The organism is Protofrankia sp. CiP1_Cm_nod1 (assembly GCF_920888515.1).
Taxonomy (GTDB): domain Bacteria; phylum Actinomycetota; class Actinomycetes; order Frankiales; family Frankiaceae; genus Protofrankia.
In genome coordinates this window covers 1-14,536 of the sequence record NZ_CAKKTM010000102.1, presented here as the reverse complement: position 1 = coordinate 14,536, position 14,536 = coordinate 1, and the positions used below count along the sequence as shown (strand labels likewise).

10 protein-coding genes and 2 pseudogenes are annotated in these 14,536 nt (G+C 74.0%); 6 read left to right on the top strand and 6 right to left on the bottom strand.

What is annotated here, in order from left to right:
• Both NBX02_RS05195 and NBX02_RS05190 read right to left on the bottom strand, forming a co-directional pair.
• A pseudogene (locus tag NBX02_RS05195) lies at positions 1-202 on the bottom strand (hypothetical protein); the annotation flags it as partial.
• A 153-nt stretch (positions 203-355) separates the two neighbouring features.
• A complete protein-coding gene (locus tag NBX02_RS05190) occupies positions 356-607 on the bottom strand; it encodes a hypothetical protein (protein WP_250285635.1) in 252 nt (83 codons plus the stop codon).
• 268 nt (positions 608-875) lie between these two features.
• Here NBX02_RS05190 and NBX02_RS05185 point away from each other — a divergent pair, with 268 nt between their 5' ends.
• From NBX02_RS05185 to NBX02_RS05170, 4 genes are all read left to right on the top strand, one after another.
• Entirely contained in the window at positions 876-1,487 is a 612-nt protein-coding gene (locus tag NBX02_RS05185) for a TetR/AcrR family transcriptional regulator (RefSeq protein ID WP_250285636.1), read from the top strand.
• 208 nt (positions 1,488-1,695) lie between these two features.
• Complete coding sequence (gene cofD, locus NBX02_RS05180; RefSeq protein WP_250285637.1) at positions 1,696-2,814, top strand: 2-phospho-L-lactate transferase; 1,119 nt, start codon at positions 1,696-1,698, stop codon at positions 2,812-2,814.
• The gene (locus tag NBX02_RS05175) at positions 2,807-4,120 is read left to right on the top strand and encodes a coenzyme F420-0:L-glutamate ligase (protein WP_250285638.1); all 1,314 of its coding nucleotides are present in this window, start codon (positions 2,807-2,809) and stop codon (positions 4,118-4,120) included. Before cofD ends, NBX02_RS05175 begins: the two co-directional genes overlap by 8 nt.
• A gap of 184 nt (positions 4,121-4,304) precedes the next feature.
• Positions 4,305-5,132 (top strand): DUF3105 domain-containing protein, encoded by an 828-nt coding sequence (locus NBX02_RS05170; protein ID WP_250285639.1) that lies wholly within the window; start codon positions 4,305-4,307, stop codon positions 5,130-5,132.
• 226 nt (positions 5,133-5,358) lie between these two features.
• Here the strand turns inward: NBX02_RS05170 and NBX02_RS05165 are convergent, their stop codons facing one another.
• Entirely contained in the window at positions 5,359-6,432 is a 1,074-nt protein-coding gene (locus NBX02_RS05165; RefSeq protein ID WP_250285640.1) for a nucleotidyltransferase family protein, read from the bottom strand.
• 155 nt (positions 6,433-6,587) lie between these two features.
• Here NBX02_RS05165 and NBX02_RS05160 point away from each other — a divergent pair, with 155 nt between their 5' ends.
• Both NBX02_RS05160 and NBX02_RS05155 read left to right on the top strand, forming a co-directional pair.
• Entirely contained in the window at positions 6,588-10,202 is a 3,615-nt protein-coding gene (locus tag NBX02_RS05160) for an NAD-glutamate dehydrogenase domain-containing protein (protein ID WP_250290228.1), read from the top strand.
• A gap of 108 nt (positions 10,203-10,310) precedes the next feature.
• Positions 10,311-10,898 (top strand): Uma2 family endonuclease, encoded by a 588-nt coding sequence (locus NBX02_RS05155; protein ID WP_250290227.1) that lies wholly within the window; start codon positions 10,311-10,313, stop codon positions 10,896-10,898.
• A 210-nt stretch (positions 10,899-11,108) separates the two neighbouring features.
• Here NBX02_RS05155 and NBX02_RS05150 read toward each other — a convergent pair.
• From NBX02_RS05150 to NBX02_RS05140, 3 genes and pseudogenes are all read right to left on the bottom strand, one after another.
• Positions 11,109-11,984, bottom strand: a pseudogene (locus tag NBX02_RS05150) (glycosyltransferase family 2 protein); the annotation flags it as partial.
• 286 nt (positions 11,985-12,270) lie between these two features.
• Positions 12,271-13,398, bottom strand: coding sequence for a glycosyltransferase family 4 protein (locus NBX02_RS05145; RefSeq protein ID WP_250290223.1), 1,128 nt, complete (start codon positions 13,396-13,398; stop codon positions 12,271-12,273).
• A 165-nt stretch (positions 13,399-13,563) separates the two neighbouring features.
• A partial coding sequence (locus NBX02_RS05140) for a glycosyltransferase family 4 protein (RefSeq protein WP_250290221.1) occupies positions 13,564-14,536 on the bottom strand: 973 nt, incomplete at its 5' end.

The following is a 14,536-nucleotide window of genomic DNA, read 5'->3' as shown; positions in this document are numbered from 1 at the left end:
GCGCCGAGCCCGTGGGCGCCAGGCCGGCTCCGGCGCCGGTGGCTGCTCGGTCACGCGGCCCGCGGCCCGGCCGGGCGGCCGGCCGTACCGGCCGCGCGGCCTCCTGTCCGGCCTCCTGTCCGGCCTTCCGCGTCACCGGCGGTGTGGCGTCGCTGTCCGTACTCCGGGACGGGCCCTGCGCGGGCTCCCGCGATCTCGTCATCTACCCATCCGAATCCCAGCGATCAGATACCGGGCGAGGCCCTCAGTGGCACGATCATGTTCTTCGCGCCGTCGGCGGCCATCGCATCCGGACGCGTCCGGGTACCTCTACCGGACGTGTCCGGGTCAGCAGGTGGTGCCAGCGTGGCGTCAGTCAGGTGGTGATGGCGCGCAGCCGGCCGGCGACACCAAGAATGTTGTATGTCCGGGTACGGACGACGAGCCGGTCACAGCGCCGGGCCCCGAAGTCGTCCGGCGGCGCCGGGGACCTGCCCGCGTTACGGCGTACCTGCGAACGGGTGGCGGCCTCGACCTGTGGATGGCGCGCGTCGGCCAGCGCCCGGGCCAGCGTCGCCGTGAGGACGTCGAGGCTGTGACGCATCACGAGCGGCTTCGGCTGGGACATGAATCGTCCTTTCTGTTACCGCACCGCATGTCGGTGGCACATCCAGTCTCCCCACGCTCTCTAAGCAGAATCAAGAGATACGGCGCATCCAATACGATCCGCCATCTTTTCAAGATCACAACTTGGCGTGACGGAGCGGACCGGACAAATGGCGACCTTGACGGGTGGATACACCGATAACGGGCGACAACCGTTGACATCCATCACGTGCCATCGCCGCGGGGACCTTCCGCACACCGATGGCAGCGCCGGTCGTTAGGCTGATCAGGTGCCGCGTAACCGTCAGGAGGTCCCACGCGAGGAGCGAATAGACGCGCTGTTGGCCATTGCCGAACAGCAGTTCCTCGCCCGCGGCTTCGCCGCCACCTCCGTCGCTGAAATCGCCCGGGCCGCGGGCATCGAGCCGGGCTCCGTCTACTGGTATTTCCGGTCGAAGGACCACGCCTTCGCCGCCGTCCTCAACCGGTTGCTCGACGGTGAGGTCGACCGCATCGACGCGCTCGACGGCGATCCGGCGCAGAAGCTGTTCGCGGCCCTGGATTCGGTCGAGCGCCGGCGTTCCCTGCATCCCTGTGTGGCCGAACGCGCGCCGCACTCCCCGATGGTGATGGAGTACCACGAACGGCTGCGCTCCTGGCTGCACGACCTGGCGCTGGCCACGGTCGCCGACCATGTCGACGCAACGGAACAGGACATCGCCGCGGACACGGTCGTGGCCACCATCGAGGGCGGGCTGGCCGATCCCGCTCCTACCCGGCCGACCAGCAGCCTGGTGCGCTACCTGCTGGCCGCGTTCACCACCCACCACCGCGCGGCCGAGGCCGGCACCTCTCCACCGCCCACCACCCCACCGTCCCGGCCGACGAGCCCGCGGCCATAGGTTTTTGCCGGTCTCCGCGAGTTCTCGCGGTCCGGTTCCCGCGCTCCGGGCACCTGTCCGGGCCTGGCAGCCGCGAGGAGCCGGCGGCCCTGGGACGCGGCCCGCGGTGCCCGCGGCGGCCGGCCCGGCCGTCACCGGTGACGGCATGCGGATAGGGTCGAACGGTGACACAGTCACGGGGCGTGAGTGCGCGGGACGTGAGGGCGCGGTGAGGATCACAGCGCTCGCGGGCGGCATCGGGGGATCCCGTTTCCTGCTCGGTGTGCGGGCCGCGTTGCCCGACGCCGACATCACGGTGATCGGCAACACCGGTGACGACATCACCCTGCACGGCCTGCGCATCTGTCCCGACCTCGACACGGTCATGTACACCCTCGGCGGGGGGATCTCCACCGAACGGGGCTGGGGCCGGGAGGCGGAGACGTTCACCGTGGCCGAGGAACTGGCGGCCTACGGCGTCGGCCCGGCCTGGTTCGGGCTCGGTGACCGCGACCTCGCCACCCACCTCGTCCGCACGCGGATGCTCGACGCCGGCTACTCGCTCACCGACGTGACCGCGGCGCTGTGCCGGCGGTGGCAGCCGGGGCTGCGCCTGCTGCCGATGAGTGACGACCGGGTCGAGACGCACGTGGTCGTCGATACCGACCAGGGGCGGCGGGCCGTGCACTTCCAGGAGTGGTGGCTGGGGATGCGCGCCGCCACCCCGGCCCAGGAGATCATCTCGCTCGGGGCCGAGCGGGCGCGGCCGGCGCCGGGGGTGCTCGACGCGCTCGCGGACGCCGACGTCGTGCTGCTCCCACCGTCGAACCCGGTGGTGTCCATCGGGTCGATCCTCGCCGTGCCCGGGCTGCGGGCGGCGCTGGCCGCGACACCCGCGCCCGTCATCGGAGTGTCCCCGATCATCGGTGGGGCCCCGGTGCGCGGCATGGCGGACGCCTGCCTGCGCGCGATCGGCGTGGCCACCACCGCGGCCGCGGTCGGCGCCCACTACGGCGCCCGCCGTACCCCCGCCACGGGTGAGGGTGGCGGCGAGGCCGGCACCGGCGAGACCATCGATGGCACGGCCGGCAGCGACGCGATCGGTGGGGCCAGTGGTGCTGGGGCTGGCAGCCATGGGGCCGGCGGTGCTGGGGCTGGCAGCCATGGGGCCGGCGGTGGCACGGCCGGCGCCGATACCGGCGGGATTCTCGACGGCTGGCTGGTCGACACCGCCGACACCGGCGCGCAGGTGCCCGGCGTCACGGTGAAGGCCAGGCCGCTGCTGATGACGGACATCGACGCGACCATCGGGATCGTCCGCGCGGCCCTGGAGCTTGCCGGTGTCTGAATCACTGTCCGTCACCGCCGTCACGGGAATCGGCGAGATACGCGCCGGCGACGACCTCGCCGCGATCATCGCGACCGCGTTCGCCGCTCAGAATGTCACGTTACGCGATGGCGACATCCTCGTCGTCACCTCAAAGATCATTTCAAAGGCCGAGGGACGGCTGGTCCCCGCGGGCGGCGACCGGGAGGCCACGCGGCTGGCCGCCATCGAAGCCGAGACCGTCCGCGAGGTCGCCGCCCGGGGGCCGACCCGCATCGTCGAGACCCGGCACGGTTTCGTACTCGCGGGCGCCGGGGTGGACGCGTCCAACGTCCGCAAGGACGAGATCGCCCTGCTGCCGCTCGACCCGGACGCGAGCGCGCGGGCCCTGGTCGACGGCCTGCGGGCCCGCCTGGGCGTGTCCGTGGGCGTCGTCGTCAGCGACACCGCCGGCCGGCCGTGGCGGGCCGGCCTGACCGACCACGCGATCGGTGTCGCGGGGCTGGCCGCGCTGCGCAGCCACATCGGCGACGTCGACCCGTACGGCAACGAGCTGGGCATGACCGAGATCGCCGAGGCGGACGAGCTGGCCGCCGCGGCTGACCTGGTCAAACGGAAGCTTTCCGGGGCGCCGGTGGCGCTCGTGCGCGGTTTCCGCGCGCTCACCGACGACGGTCGCGGGGCCCGGGCGCTGGTCCGCCCGGCGGCGGAGGACATGTTCCGGCTCGGCACCGCCGAGGCCCGGCGCTCGGCGGTCACCGCCCGGCGGACGGTCCGCGAGTTCAGCGACGCGCCCGTGGACCCGCGGGCGCTCCAGCGCGCCTTCGCCGCCGCCGTGACCGCCCCGGCCCCGCACCACACGACCCCGTGGCGGTTCGTGGTCGTCACCGATGCCCGCGACGAGCTGCTGGCGCGGATGGCCGAGGCGTGGGCGGCGGACCTGCGCGCGGACGGCTTCGGCCCGGCCGCGGTCACCCGCCGGCTGGGGCGGGGCGACGTCCTGCGCCGGGCGCCCGTCCTGGTCGTGCCCTGCCTGGTCACCGACGGCGCCCACGGCTATCCCGACCGCCGGCGGGCCGCCGCCGAGGAGCGGATGTTCCTGGTCGCGATGGGGGCCGGCGTGCAGAACATGCTGGTCAGCCTGGCCGCGGAGGGCCTGGGGTCGTGCTGGGTGTCGAGCACCCTGTTCTGCCCGGACGTGGTCCGCGAGGTGCTGCGCCTGCCGGCGGACTGGCAGCCGATGGGCGCGGTGGGGGCCGGCCACCCGGCACGCCCGCCCGAGCCGCGCCCGCCGCGGGACGTCACGCCGTTCGTCGTCACCAGATGACCCGGGCCGCGCGGCCCGGGCCGCCGGGCGGACAGACGGGCGGACGGGCGGGCCAGGTGACCGGGACCGCACCCCGTGACCTGGCTCCCGTGACCTGGCTCCCGTGACCTGGCTCCCGTGACCGGGACCTCGTGGCCAGGACGGGGTACAGCGTGATATTCGGACCTTCGTAGGATGGTGCGCCGTGGGTAAGAAGAGCGCGGAACGCAACGCACGGCTGGAGGCGCTCCGGCGCGAACAACGGCGCCAGGAGCGGCGCCGTTCCTGGCTGATCTACGGTTCCGCCGGTGTCGTCCTGCTCGCGGTGCTGGCCGGCATCATCATCTACGCCGTGCTCGACAACAGGTCGAAGAACGAGACCCACAAGGTCGGCTATGTCGCGGCGGCGAGCAAGGCCGCGGCGGCGGCCGGGTGCACCGGAGTCGTCAACGACGCGCCGCGCGGCAACACCCATGTCGCGGCGAACGAGACCGTCAGCTACGACGCGGCCCCGCCGTCGTCCGGCAACCATGACGCCGACCCGCTGCCGGACGCCTACCGCTTCTACGAGCGCATCCCGCAACTGCGGATCGAGCGCGCCGTGCACAATCTCGAACACGGCTTCGTCATCGGCTGGTACGACCCGAAGCTCGCCGACGACCAGGTCACGGCGCTGCGTGCCGCTGCCGAGAACGCCGGGAACCGGTTCATCGCGGTGCCCTGGGAGCGCGGCGACTTCCCCGGGGACAAGCACTTCGTCCTCACCGCCTGGGACCGCACCCAGCGATGCGCGACCGTCTCCGAGGCCGCCATCAAGGAGTTCGTGTCCACCCACGCCAACCCGAATGCCGCCGGCGCGACCTGGGACTCCCCCACCGCGGCCGAGTCGGGTGCCGCCGGCGGCACCCTCAACCTCAGCCCGACGATCGCGGGCACGGTGGCCGCACTGACCGCGGGCGCGGCTCCCGCACCGGGCGGGGCGGCCCCCGCTCCGGGGACGTCCGCCGCGCCCGGTCCCGCGGTGCCGCGCTGAGCGCTCCGGACAGGGCCCGGGGCACCCTGAAGCGGGGTCCCCGGGCAGGCATCCGGGGCACGCTGGGCGGCCCCCTCAGGGCGGGATTCGGGGCGCCGCGGGCAGGGCACGGACGGGCAGGGCACGGGTGGACGCCGCCGGCCGGCCCGCCCCGGCCGGTCGGGCACGGCCGGTCAGGCACGGCCAGTCGGGCGCGGCCGGTCAGGCACGCTCAGTCAGACGCCGGTCAGACACGGTCGGAGCTGAAGCGGATCGCGCCCGCGGTCAGCACCGCGTCGGGGAAGACGCGGGCGCCGGCCCGCAGCTCGTTGCCGGCCCCGATCCGCGCGCGGTCACCGATGACCACCCCGTCCAGCGACACCCTGTTCCCGACGACCGCGCCGGCACCCACCACCGAGGTGCGCACGGTCGCACCCTCGCCGATCACCGCCCCGTCGAAGAGCACCGCGCCGTCGACGGTGGCGCCGGCACCCACCGTCGCGCCGGCACCCACCACCGTGCCCCCGCCGATCTTGGCGTCGACGGCGACGGCGGCGCCCGGCAGCGCCAGCCAGTCACCCACCGGCCCCGGCAGCGCCGAGGAGGCGATCCGCCCGGTCACCAGGTCCCGGGAGCCCCGGATGAACGCGTCGGGCGTGCCCAGGTCCAGCCAGTAGGTGCTGTCGATGTAGCCGACCACCAGGAGGCCGGCGTCCAGCAGCCCGGGGAAGGTCTCCCGCTCGACCGAGACCGGGCGTCCCACCGGAATGCTGTCGATCACCGACCGGCGGAACACATAACAGCCCGCGTTGATCCGGTTGGTCGGCGGGTCGGGCGTCTTCTCCAGGAACTGGGTGACCCGGCCGTCGGCGTCGGTGGGGACGACACCGAACGCCCGCGGGTCGTCGACCTCGGTCAGGTGCAGGGTGACGGCCGCGCCGGCCTGGCGGTGACGCCGCACCAGCGCGGCGATGTCCAGCCCGGAGAGGATGTCACCGTTGAAGACGACCACCGGGTCGTCCGGGCCGCCGCGCAGCCTCGACGCGACGTTGCGGATCCCGCCGCCGGTCCCCAGCGGCTCGGCCTCGGTGACGTACTCCAGCTCCAGCCCGTGGGCGGCGCCGTCCCCGAAGTACTCCTCGAACACCTCGGCCCGGTACGAGGTCGCGAGGACGACCCGGGTGATCCCCGCGTCCCGGGCGCGGGCGAGCATATGGGCGGTCACCGGCACCCCGGCGACCGGGAGCATCGGTTTCGGTGCCGACATCGTCAACGGGCGCAGCCGGCTGCCCTGCCCACCGACCAGCATCACAGCGTCCATGGCGGGTCAGTTTCGCAGAGGCGGCACCGCCTGGTGCACGATGTTCGCGTATTTCGGTGACGTCGCGTCGCGGACACCGGAGCGCAAGGAGCGGGTCAGCCGGCCGCGCGGTGTGCCGGAGTGCGCTGCCCGGCATTTCTGGCGATGCTGAAAGGGTGGTACGCCCGTCTGATCGCAGCTACCGGCTCCTCCACGACGGCACCCTGTCGGGCGCCGAGACCGCCCTGGCCGGGCTGGCCCAGGGCGGGGAGCCGGGCTTCGCCGCCGCCCGCACCGACGACGGGACCGCCACGCTGGCGGTGTGGCTCGCCTGGCAGGCGCACGAGCCGCCGATCGCCGACGTGATACCGGTGCTGGCCAACCTGGGCCTGCGCGCGCGGACCCACCGCTGCCTGCCGAGCCGTCCGGGCCCGGACGGGGGCATGGCCAGCCTGGACGAGTACCACATGATCGTCTCCCCGGAGCTGGCGGAGGCGGCGCTGAAGCAGATGGACGGGCTGCGCGACGTCCTGGGCGGTCTCGCGCTCGGGGACGTCGACAGCGACAGCCTGGACTCGCTGGTGCTCACCGCCGGGCTCACCGCCCGTGAGGTGCGGCTGCTGCGGGCGCTGTTCCGTTACCTGCGCCTGGCCGGGACGTCGCTGGGTGGGCGCTACGCCCACCGCGTCCTGACCGCCCACCCGTCCTACGCGCACGACCTGGTGGCGCTCTTCCACGCCCGGATGGATCCGTTGCGGGCGGACCCGGACAACGCCGAACGGCTGCACGCCGCGCTGGAGGACGCGCTCGGGTGGGTGACGGGCATCAACGACGACACGGTCCTGCGCCGGCTGCGCGACGTCGTCCTCGCGGTCGTCCGGACGACGTTCTACGCAGCCCCCGGCTCGGCGCCCGGATCGGCGCCGGATCGGATCCAGATCCAGCGGCCGCTGCCCGACCGGGCGGCGGGAGCCGGCCGAGCACCCTCCGAGCGTGCCGAGCGGACGGTCCACGCCGGCTACGGCCAGGGGTACGAGGGCCGCGGGGACGAGGTGGGCGGCGGCGGGGACGCGCTGGCCTTCAAGCTCGCCCCGGCCGGGCTGCCGTGGCTGCCCCGGCCGCGGCCGGAGGCCGAGATCTTCGTCAGCTCCCCCCGGTTCGACGCGGTGCACCTGCGCGGCACCCTGCTGGCCCGCGGCGGCATCCGCTGGTCCGACCGTCAGGAGGACCTGCGGACCGAGATCCTCGGCCTGCTGAAGGCCCAGCGGGTCAAGAACGCCGTCATCGTGCCGGACGGGGCCAAGGGCGGGTTCGTGCTGCGCCGTCCACCGGCGGAGCCCGGGGAGCTCGCCCGGCTGGCCGAGGCCTGCTACACGCGGTTCATGGAGGCGCTGCTGGCCCTTGTCGACAACCGGGCCGACGGCGAGACGCACCGCCGGGCGGGGATGGTCTGCCACGACGGGCCCGACAGCTACCTGGTCGTCGCCGCCGACAAGGGCACGGCCCGCTTCTCCGACCTGGCCAACCAGGTGGCGGCGACGAACGGCTACTGGCTCGGCGACGCGTTCGCCTCCGGTGGCCGCAGCGGGTACGACCACAAGGCGCTGGGCATCACCGCCCGCGGCGTGTGGGAGTCGGTGCGCCGGCACTTCGCCGAGCTCGGTGTCGACGCCGACCGCGAGCCCCTGACCGTCGTCGGCATCGGTGACATGTCCGGGGACGTCTTCGGCAACGGGATGCTGCTCTCCCGTCATCTGCGGCTGGTGGCCGCCTTCGACCACCGGCACATCTTCCTCGACCCCGACCCCGACCCGGCCCGGTCGTTCACCGAACGCCGGCGGCTGGCGTCGCTCCCGTCGAGCGGCTGGGACGACTACGACCGCGGCGCCCTGTCGGCCGGCGGGGGCGTCTTCCCGCTGTCGTCCAAGCGGATCGAGCTGACCGAGCCGGTCCGGGAGCTGCTCGGTGTCGGCGACGACACGCTGCCCGCCGACGCCCTGGTCCGGGCGATCCTGCGCGCGCCGGTCGACCTGCTGTGGAACGGCGGCGTGGGCACCTGGGTGAAGGCCAGCGGGCAGGAGCACGCCTCGGTCGGGGACAAGGCCCGCGACGGGATGCGGGTCGACGCCCGGCAGCTGCGCTGCCGGGTCGTGGCCGAGGGCGGCAACCTCGGCCTCACCGACGCCGCCCGGATCGAGTTCGCCCTGCGCGGCGGGCGCTGCAACACCGACTTCGTGGACAACTCCGGCGGCGTCGACTGCTCCGACCGCGAGGTCAACATCAAGATCGGCCTTGAGCTGGCGATCGGGACGGGCGCGATCGACCGGGCCGAACGCGAGAAGCTGCTGGCCGCCGCCACCCGCGGCGTCGTGCGGGCGGTCCTGGTCGACTGCGCCCGCCAGGCCCTGGCGCTGAGCGCGGCGGAACGCCACGTCGTGACCGCGGCGGACGGGCTGACGAGGTTCGTCGAGCACCTGGTCGACACCGGCGAGCTCGACCTGGGCGTCGAGACCCTGCCGGACGCCGAGGAGCTGACCACCCGGGTCGCCGCGGGCCGCACCTACACCCGGCCGGAGATCGCGATCCTGCACGCTTACGCGAAACGGACGGTGACCCGCGCGCTGCTGGACTCGCCGCTGCCCGACGACCCGGCGCTCGAGCCCGTCCTGGACGCCTACCTGCCGGCGTCCCTGCGGCCGGTGCTGCGCGAGCACTTCGGCCGTCACCCGCTGCGCCGGGAGATCGTCGCGTCCCGGCTCGCCAACTCGATCATCGACCGGGTCGGGGCCGGGTTCCTGCACCGCCTGCGGGAGCTGACCGGTGCGGACACGGTCCAGTGCGCCCGCGCGTTCGTCGTCACCGGCAGCCTGCTCGGCCTGACCGACATCTGGGACGCCCTCGACAGACACTGCCTCGGCGAGGGCCCCGGGGGCGGCTCCGCCGGCAGCGCCGGGGGAAGCACCGGCGCTCCCGGCGCCGAAGACGCCGGCACGGACGCCGGCACGGACGCCGGCACGGACGCCGGCACGGACGCCGGCACGGGCGGGGGCATGGGCGGGGGCATGGGCGGGGGCGCCGGTGAGGACGGCCGTCCGCGCCCGGCCGTGGGTTCCACCGACCCGGCCGCCGAGGCCCTGTTGCACTGCCATTTCGTCCAGGAGGAGGCCGCGCTGTGGCTGCTGCGCTCCCGCCGGTCACCGCTGGACATCACCGCCGAGACCACCCGCTACGCCGAGGGGATGGCCGAGGTCGCCGCGGCACTGCCCACCGTGCTCGCCACCGTCGGCTCCGACCAGGAGCTGACCGCCGTCCTGCGGTTCGCCGAACAGCTCTACGAACGCGGCCTGCCCGCCCGGCTGGCCGAACGCGTCGCCTGGCTCGACGCGATGAGCCCGGCGCTGGACATCGTCGACGTCGCGCTGCGTAACGACCTTGAGCCGAGTGACGTGCTGCACATCCACACCGCCATCGGGACGAGGCTGGGGCTCGGCCGCCTCGGCCTGGCGCACCTGATCGGCCGCGGCGCGCAGCCGCCCGGTCAGTCACGCTGGGAGCACATGGCCGCCGCGGCGCTGCGGGCGGACGTCGCCCGGGCCCGCTCGGCGCTGACCGAGGCCGCCATGGCGGCGTCCGAGCCCGACCTGGACGCGGCCGTCGAACGGCTCACCACCGGTGCCCGGGCGGACCGGGTACGCGCCATCGTCGAGGAGGCGACAGCGGCTCCCCGCCTCACCAGCGCCATGATCTCCGTCGTGGCCAGCCGCCTGAACGAGCTCATCCCAGGCCGCTGAGCCCCCCGACCACCACATGTCATGATCGTAGTCGGCGAGAGTTCACGCGGGCTGAAGGACTAACCTCATGGTTGCGATGGCTGCCGCCTTAGGAGAGGACAGGAGCCAGTGAGTGTCGACTACGACTACGGCTACGGGCCCTACACCGTCGAGGATCTGCACGGGCTGCCCGATGCTGGCCGGTCCTTCGAGCTCGTCGATGGCTGGTTGATCGAGTTGGCGCCCAGTACACGTCACGACTTTCTCGCCAGGCGGCTGAGCCGGATCCTGGAACGCGCCGCCGAGGACGCGAAGGCTCGGGTCTACGTCCAGGCACCCATGGACATCGCCACGCCCGCGGGCGCGCGCAAGCCCGACGTTGCCGTGATCGACGCGACCGCCGCCAGCAGCGCCCGCAGGCTCGGCCGCTCGCTCTACCACGGGGCGGACGTGCTCCTGGCGGTCGAAGTCGTCTCCCGCGGCTCCGGCAGCGAACGCGAGGACCGGGGACGCAAGGTCACCGAGTACGCGCTCGCCGGTATCCCCCAGTACTGGATCGTCGACTTCGACCCCGAACCCCGCCTCCAGGTGCTCCGCGTCGCCACCGACCAGGGGCGTTACGGAGCCCCCCTGGCGTTCAGCGGAGACGGCACCGTCAAGCTCGAGGACCCGTTCCCGATCTCGTTCCCCCTGTCCGACCTGCTGGACTTCTCCTAGAACTCACCGCGACGCGGTGACCGGCCCTGGTTCGGGCGCGGGTTCGGACCAGGACCGCGCGTGGGCAGGGTCAGCGGTCCGGACCGCGTCCGCGTCACGGGCGGGCTCTGTGTCACGGGCCGGTGCCTCGTTCTGGGCGGGTTCGGTGCTTCGGGACGGGTCGGTGCCGCGAGGCGGGTCGGTGCCGCGAGGCGGGTCGGTGCCGCGAGGCGGGAGGGCGTCGGCGGAGCGGGTCGCGCGGGCGCCGGCGCTGTTGTCGGCGAACGCCACGGCCGCCAACAGGCGCAGGGCGAGCCCCAGCCCGAGCAGGATTCGCAGCGGCAGGTGGCGCGCGTCCGGGTACTGCCGGGACAGGTAGCGGAACATGCTGCGGTGGTGGGCGACGACCATGCGGCGGGAGGACCGCCTCGTCGAGTGGCCGCCGAGATGCTCCACGACCGCGGTCGGCACGTAGACCCGCTGCCAGCCGAGCAGGCCGAGCCGGCGGCCGAGGTCGACGTCCTCCATGAACATGAAGTACGTCTCGTCGAACCCGTCGACCGTCTCGAACGCCTGGCGCCGCAGCACCTGGCACGCCCCGGACAGCCAGCCGGCGGTCGTCTCGACCAGCACGCCGCGCTCGCGGCGGTAGGCCGTCGTCCACGGGTTCGTCGGCCAGCACCAGCCGAACAGGGCGTGACCGATCCCCCGCCGCAGGGACGGCAGCTCACGGGCTGACGGATAGAGCACGCCACCCGGATTGGTGATCGCCGGGCCGAAGGCGCCGGCGCCCGGCCAGCGTCCGGACGCCGCCAGCAGCTCGTCGAGCGACCCCGGCGTGAACGTGATGTCGGGGTTGGCCACCACCAGCCACGGCGCGGCGCTGCCGGCCGCGCCGCGGTTGACCGCCGTCCCGTAGCCGAGGTTGCGCCCGGTGCGCAGCAGGCGGACCTCGTCGCGTCCGGCGGCGGCGGCCGTGCCCGCGTCCAGCGCCGGGGAGTTGTCCACCACGACGACCTCGTAGGGCAGCGACGTGGCCTTGGCCAGGGAGTCCAGGAAGGGGCCGAGCACCTGCCCGGAGTGGAACGCCACCACCACCACCCGCAGGTGCGGCCGGGTGTCCGCGGCGGCCGGGCCGTCCGGCTTACCGTCGGACGGCGACTCACCGTCCGACGGCGACGACGGCTGCCGCGACGCTGGCCGCGACGCTGGCCGCGATGACGCCGATGCCGGCCGCGACCGCGACGCCGGCTGTGTCGATGCCGCCTCGTTCCGTGCGCTGTTGTGCTGTGCGCTCACTGACCGCCCTCTTCGTCCCCGCTCGCCGGATGCACAGGTGATTGCCGCACCCGGGTCAGGATGCCACTGGCGGTGCCGCGGCCGGCTGTCGGGGTCAGGACGCGGCGGCCCGCGCGTAGCTCGCCAGGTGCGCCTCGGCGCTCGCCGCCCAGGTGAACTCCCGGGCCCGGGCGAGACCGGCCTGCGCCAGCGACTCGCGCCGCGGTGCGTCGTCGAGCAGCGCGCTCATCTCCCGGGCGATCGAGTCGACGTCGGGCTGGGTGTAGGCGACGGCGTCACCGCCGACCTCCGGCAGGGACAGCCGGGGGGTCGTCAGCACCGGCGCGCCGCAGGCCATCGCCTCCAGCACCGGCAGCCCGAAACCCTCCCCGTGGGACGGGTAGGCGACCAGCGACGCCCCGCCGAGATACCCGGGCAGGTCGGAGAAGCGCAGGTAGCCGGGCCGGACGACCTTCAGGTGGGACGGCACCGAGGCGACCGCCGCGTCCACGTCGTCGTCCCAGCCCGAGCCGCCGGCGAGCACCAGCGCGGGCGGGGCCACCCGGTCGTGTACGGCCTCGGCCCAGCCACGGATCAGGTTCGGGACGTTCTTGCGCGGCTCGAGCATCCCGAGGAAGGCGACGTACCGGCTGTCCCCGAGGCCGAGCCGCAGCCGCACCCGGCGCTTGTCCTCCTCCGTCGGCGGGTGGAAGGTCGCGGTCTCCACCCCGTGGTAGGCGACGTCGGTCGTGGTCGAGTCGCCGTCGAGGACCCGGATGAGCTCGTCCCGGGTGGCCTTGGACGGGACGATGATCCGGTTTGCCTTGCGCACGGCGGTACGCATCGCCGACCGGAAGAACGTTCCCTTCACGGCGGTGTGCATCTCCGGCTCTGTGAAGAACGTGACATCGTGGATGGTCACGCACACCGGCTGGGAGGTACGCAACGGCATGGTGTAGTGCGGCGAATGGATGACCTGTGCGCCGACCTGGTAGGCGACCAGCGGCAGCCCGGTCTGTTCCCAGGCCAGCCGGGCGGGCCGGTGGGCGATCGCCGCTGGCCCGGCCACCACGTTGGCGTGCGGGGCCATCCGGCCGTACCGCTCGTAGTCCGATCGTTGACAGACCAGGGCGAGGTCGGCGCCAGCCGCATCCAAGGCCGCCACCAGCCCGTCGACATAACGACCGACGCCACCACGGTCGGCTGGAACCGCTGTGGCGTCGACGAGCACCCGGGGAGACACGGCGCTCCTTCCGACTGGCGGCGTGTTACTCACCGCTAGGTTCTTCGAGACCACCGACGCCGCGTGAAGCCGTCCCCCGGCGGGTCGCCCCCGACCCGCCCGGTACTGCCGATCACGTCGACCTCGGTCCGCAGGCAAGCCTACGCCCGCACCGGATCCTGAGAGTCACCCCGTCGAGAACTCCCGAGAGCCGCTAAGTCGACGGTAAAGGGACCAGACCGATTCCGCTGCCCCGTTCCAGGTAAATGCCGCCGCTCTCGCTCGCCCGTCCACGCTCAGCCGACGATGTAACTCTGTGTCACCAACAACGGACGTGACGGCGCGGGCCAGCGCGGCGGCGTCGCCGACCGCGACGGTCACGATCGCGGGCCCGCCGACCTCGACGAACGCGGGAATGTCAGAGGCGATCACGGGGACACCGTGGGCCATCGCCTCGACGACCGGCAGCCCGAAGCCCTCCGAACGGCTCGGCGCGAGCAGCGCGGTGGCCCGCGACAGCACGACCGCGAGGTCGGCGTCGTCCAGCCGGCCGAGCAGCCGCAGCCGGGCCGGCTCGAGGCCGAGGCGGGTGGCCTCGGCCCGCAGGTCCAGCCCGCCCCAGCCCGGCGCGCCGACGTGCACCAGTGGCAGGCCGGGCGCGGCCGGGTCGCGCAGCGCGGCGAGCACCGTCTCCAGGCCCTTGCGCGGCTCCAGGGTGGCGAGGGTGAGCAGGTAGCCGCCGGCGGGTAGGCCGAGGCGCCCGGCGCGGGCGGCGGCGTCCGCCGGGACCCGCCCGACCGCCTCGCTCACCCCCTCCCCGACGACGTGCAGCCGCTCGGCCGGAATCGGCAGACAGGCCCGCAGGCCGGCCGCGACGGCCCTGGTGGGGACGATCACGGCGTCGGCGTGGCGGGCGACCCGGACGCCCATCCGCCGGTGCCAGCGGGCGCCGTGCGGGGTGAGGGTGTGCGGGTGGGTCCACGGCACGGCGTCGTGGACGGTGACGACCAGCGGCACCCCCGGCCGCCGGGGCGGGACGAGCAGGGTGGGGGCGTGGACGACGTCCACTCCTGTCGGCGCCGGGCCGTGGCCGCGCTGCCAGGCGGCGGCCAGCCCCTGGCGGGGCAGCGGCAGCCGGATGGGGCCGAGGACGCCCGGC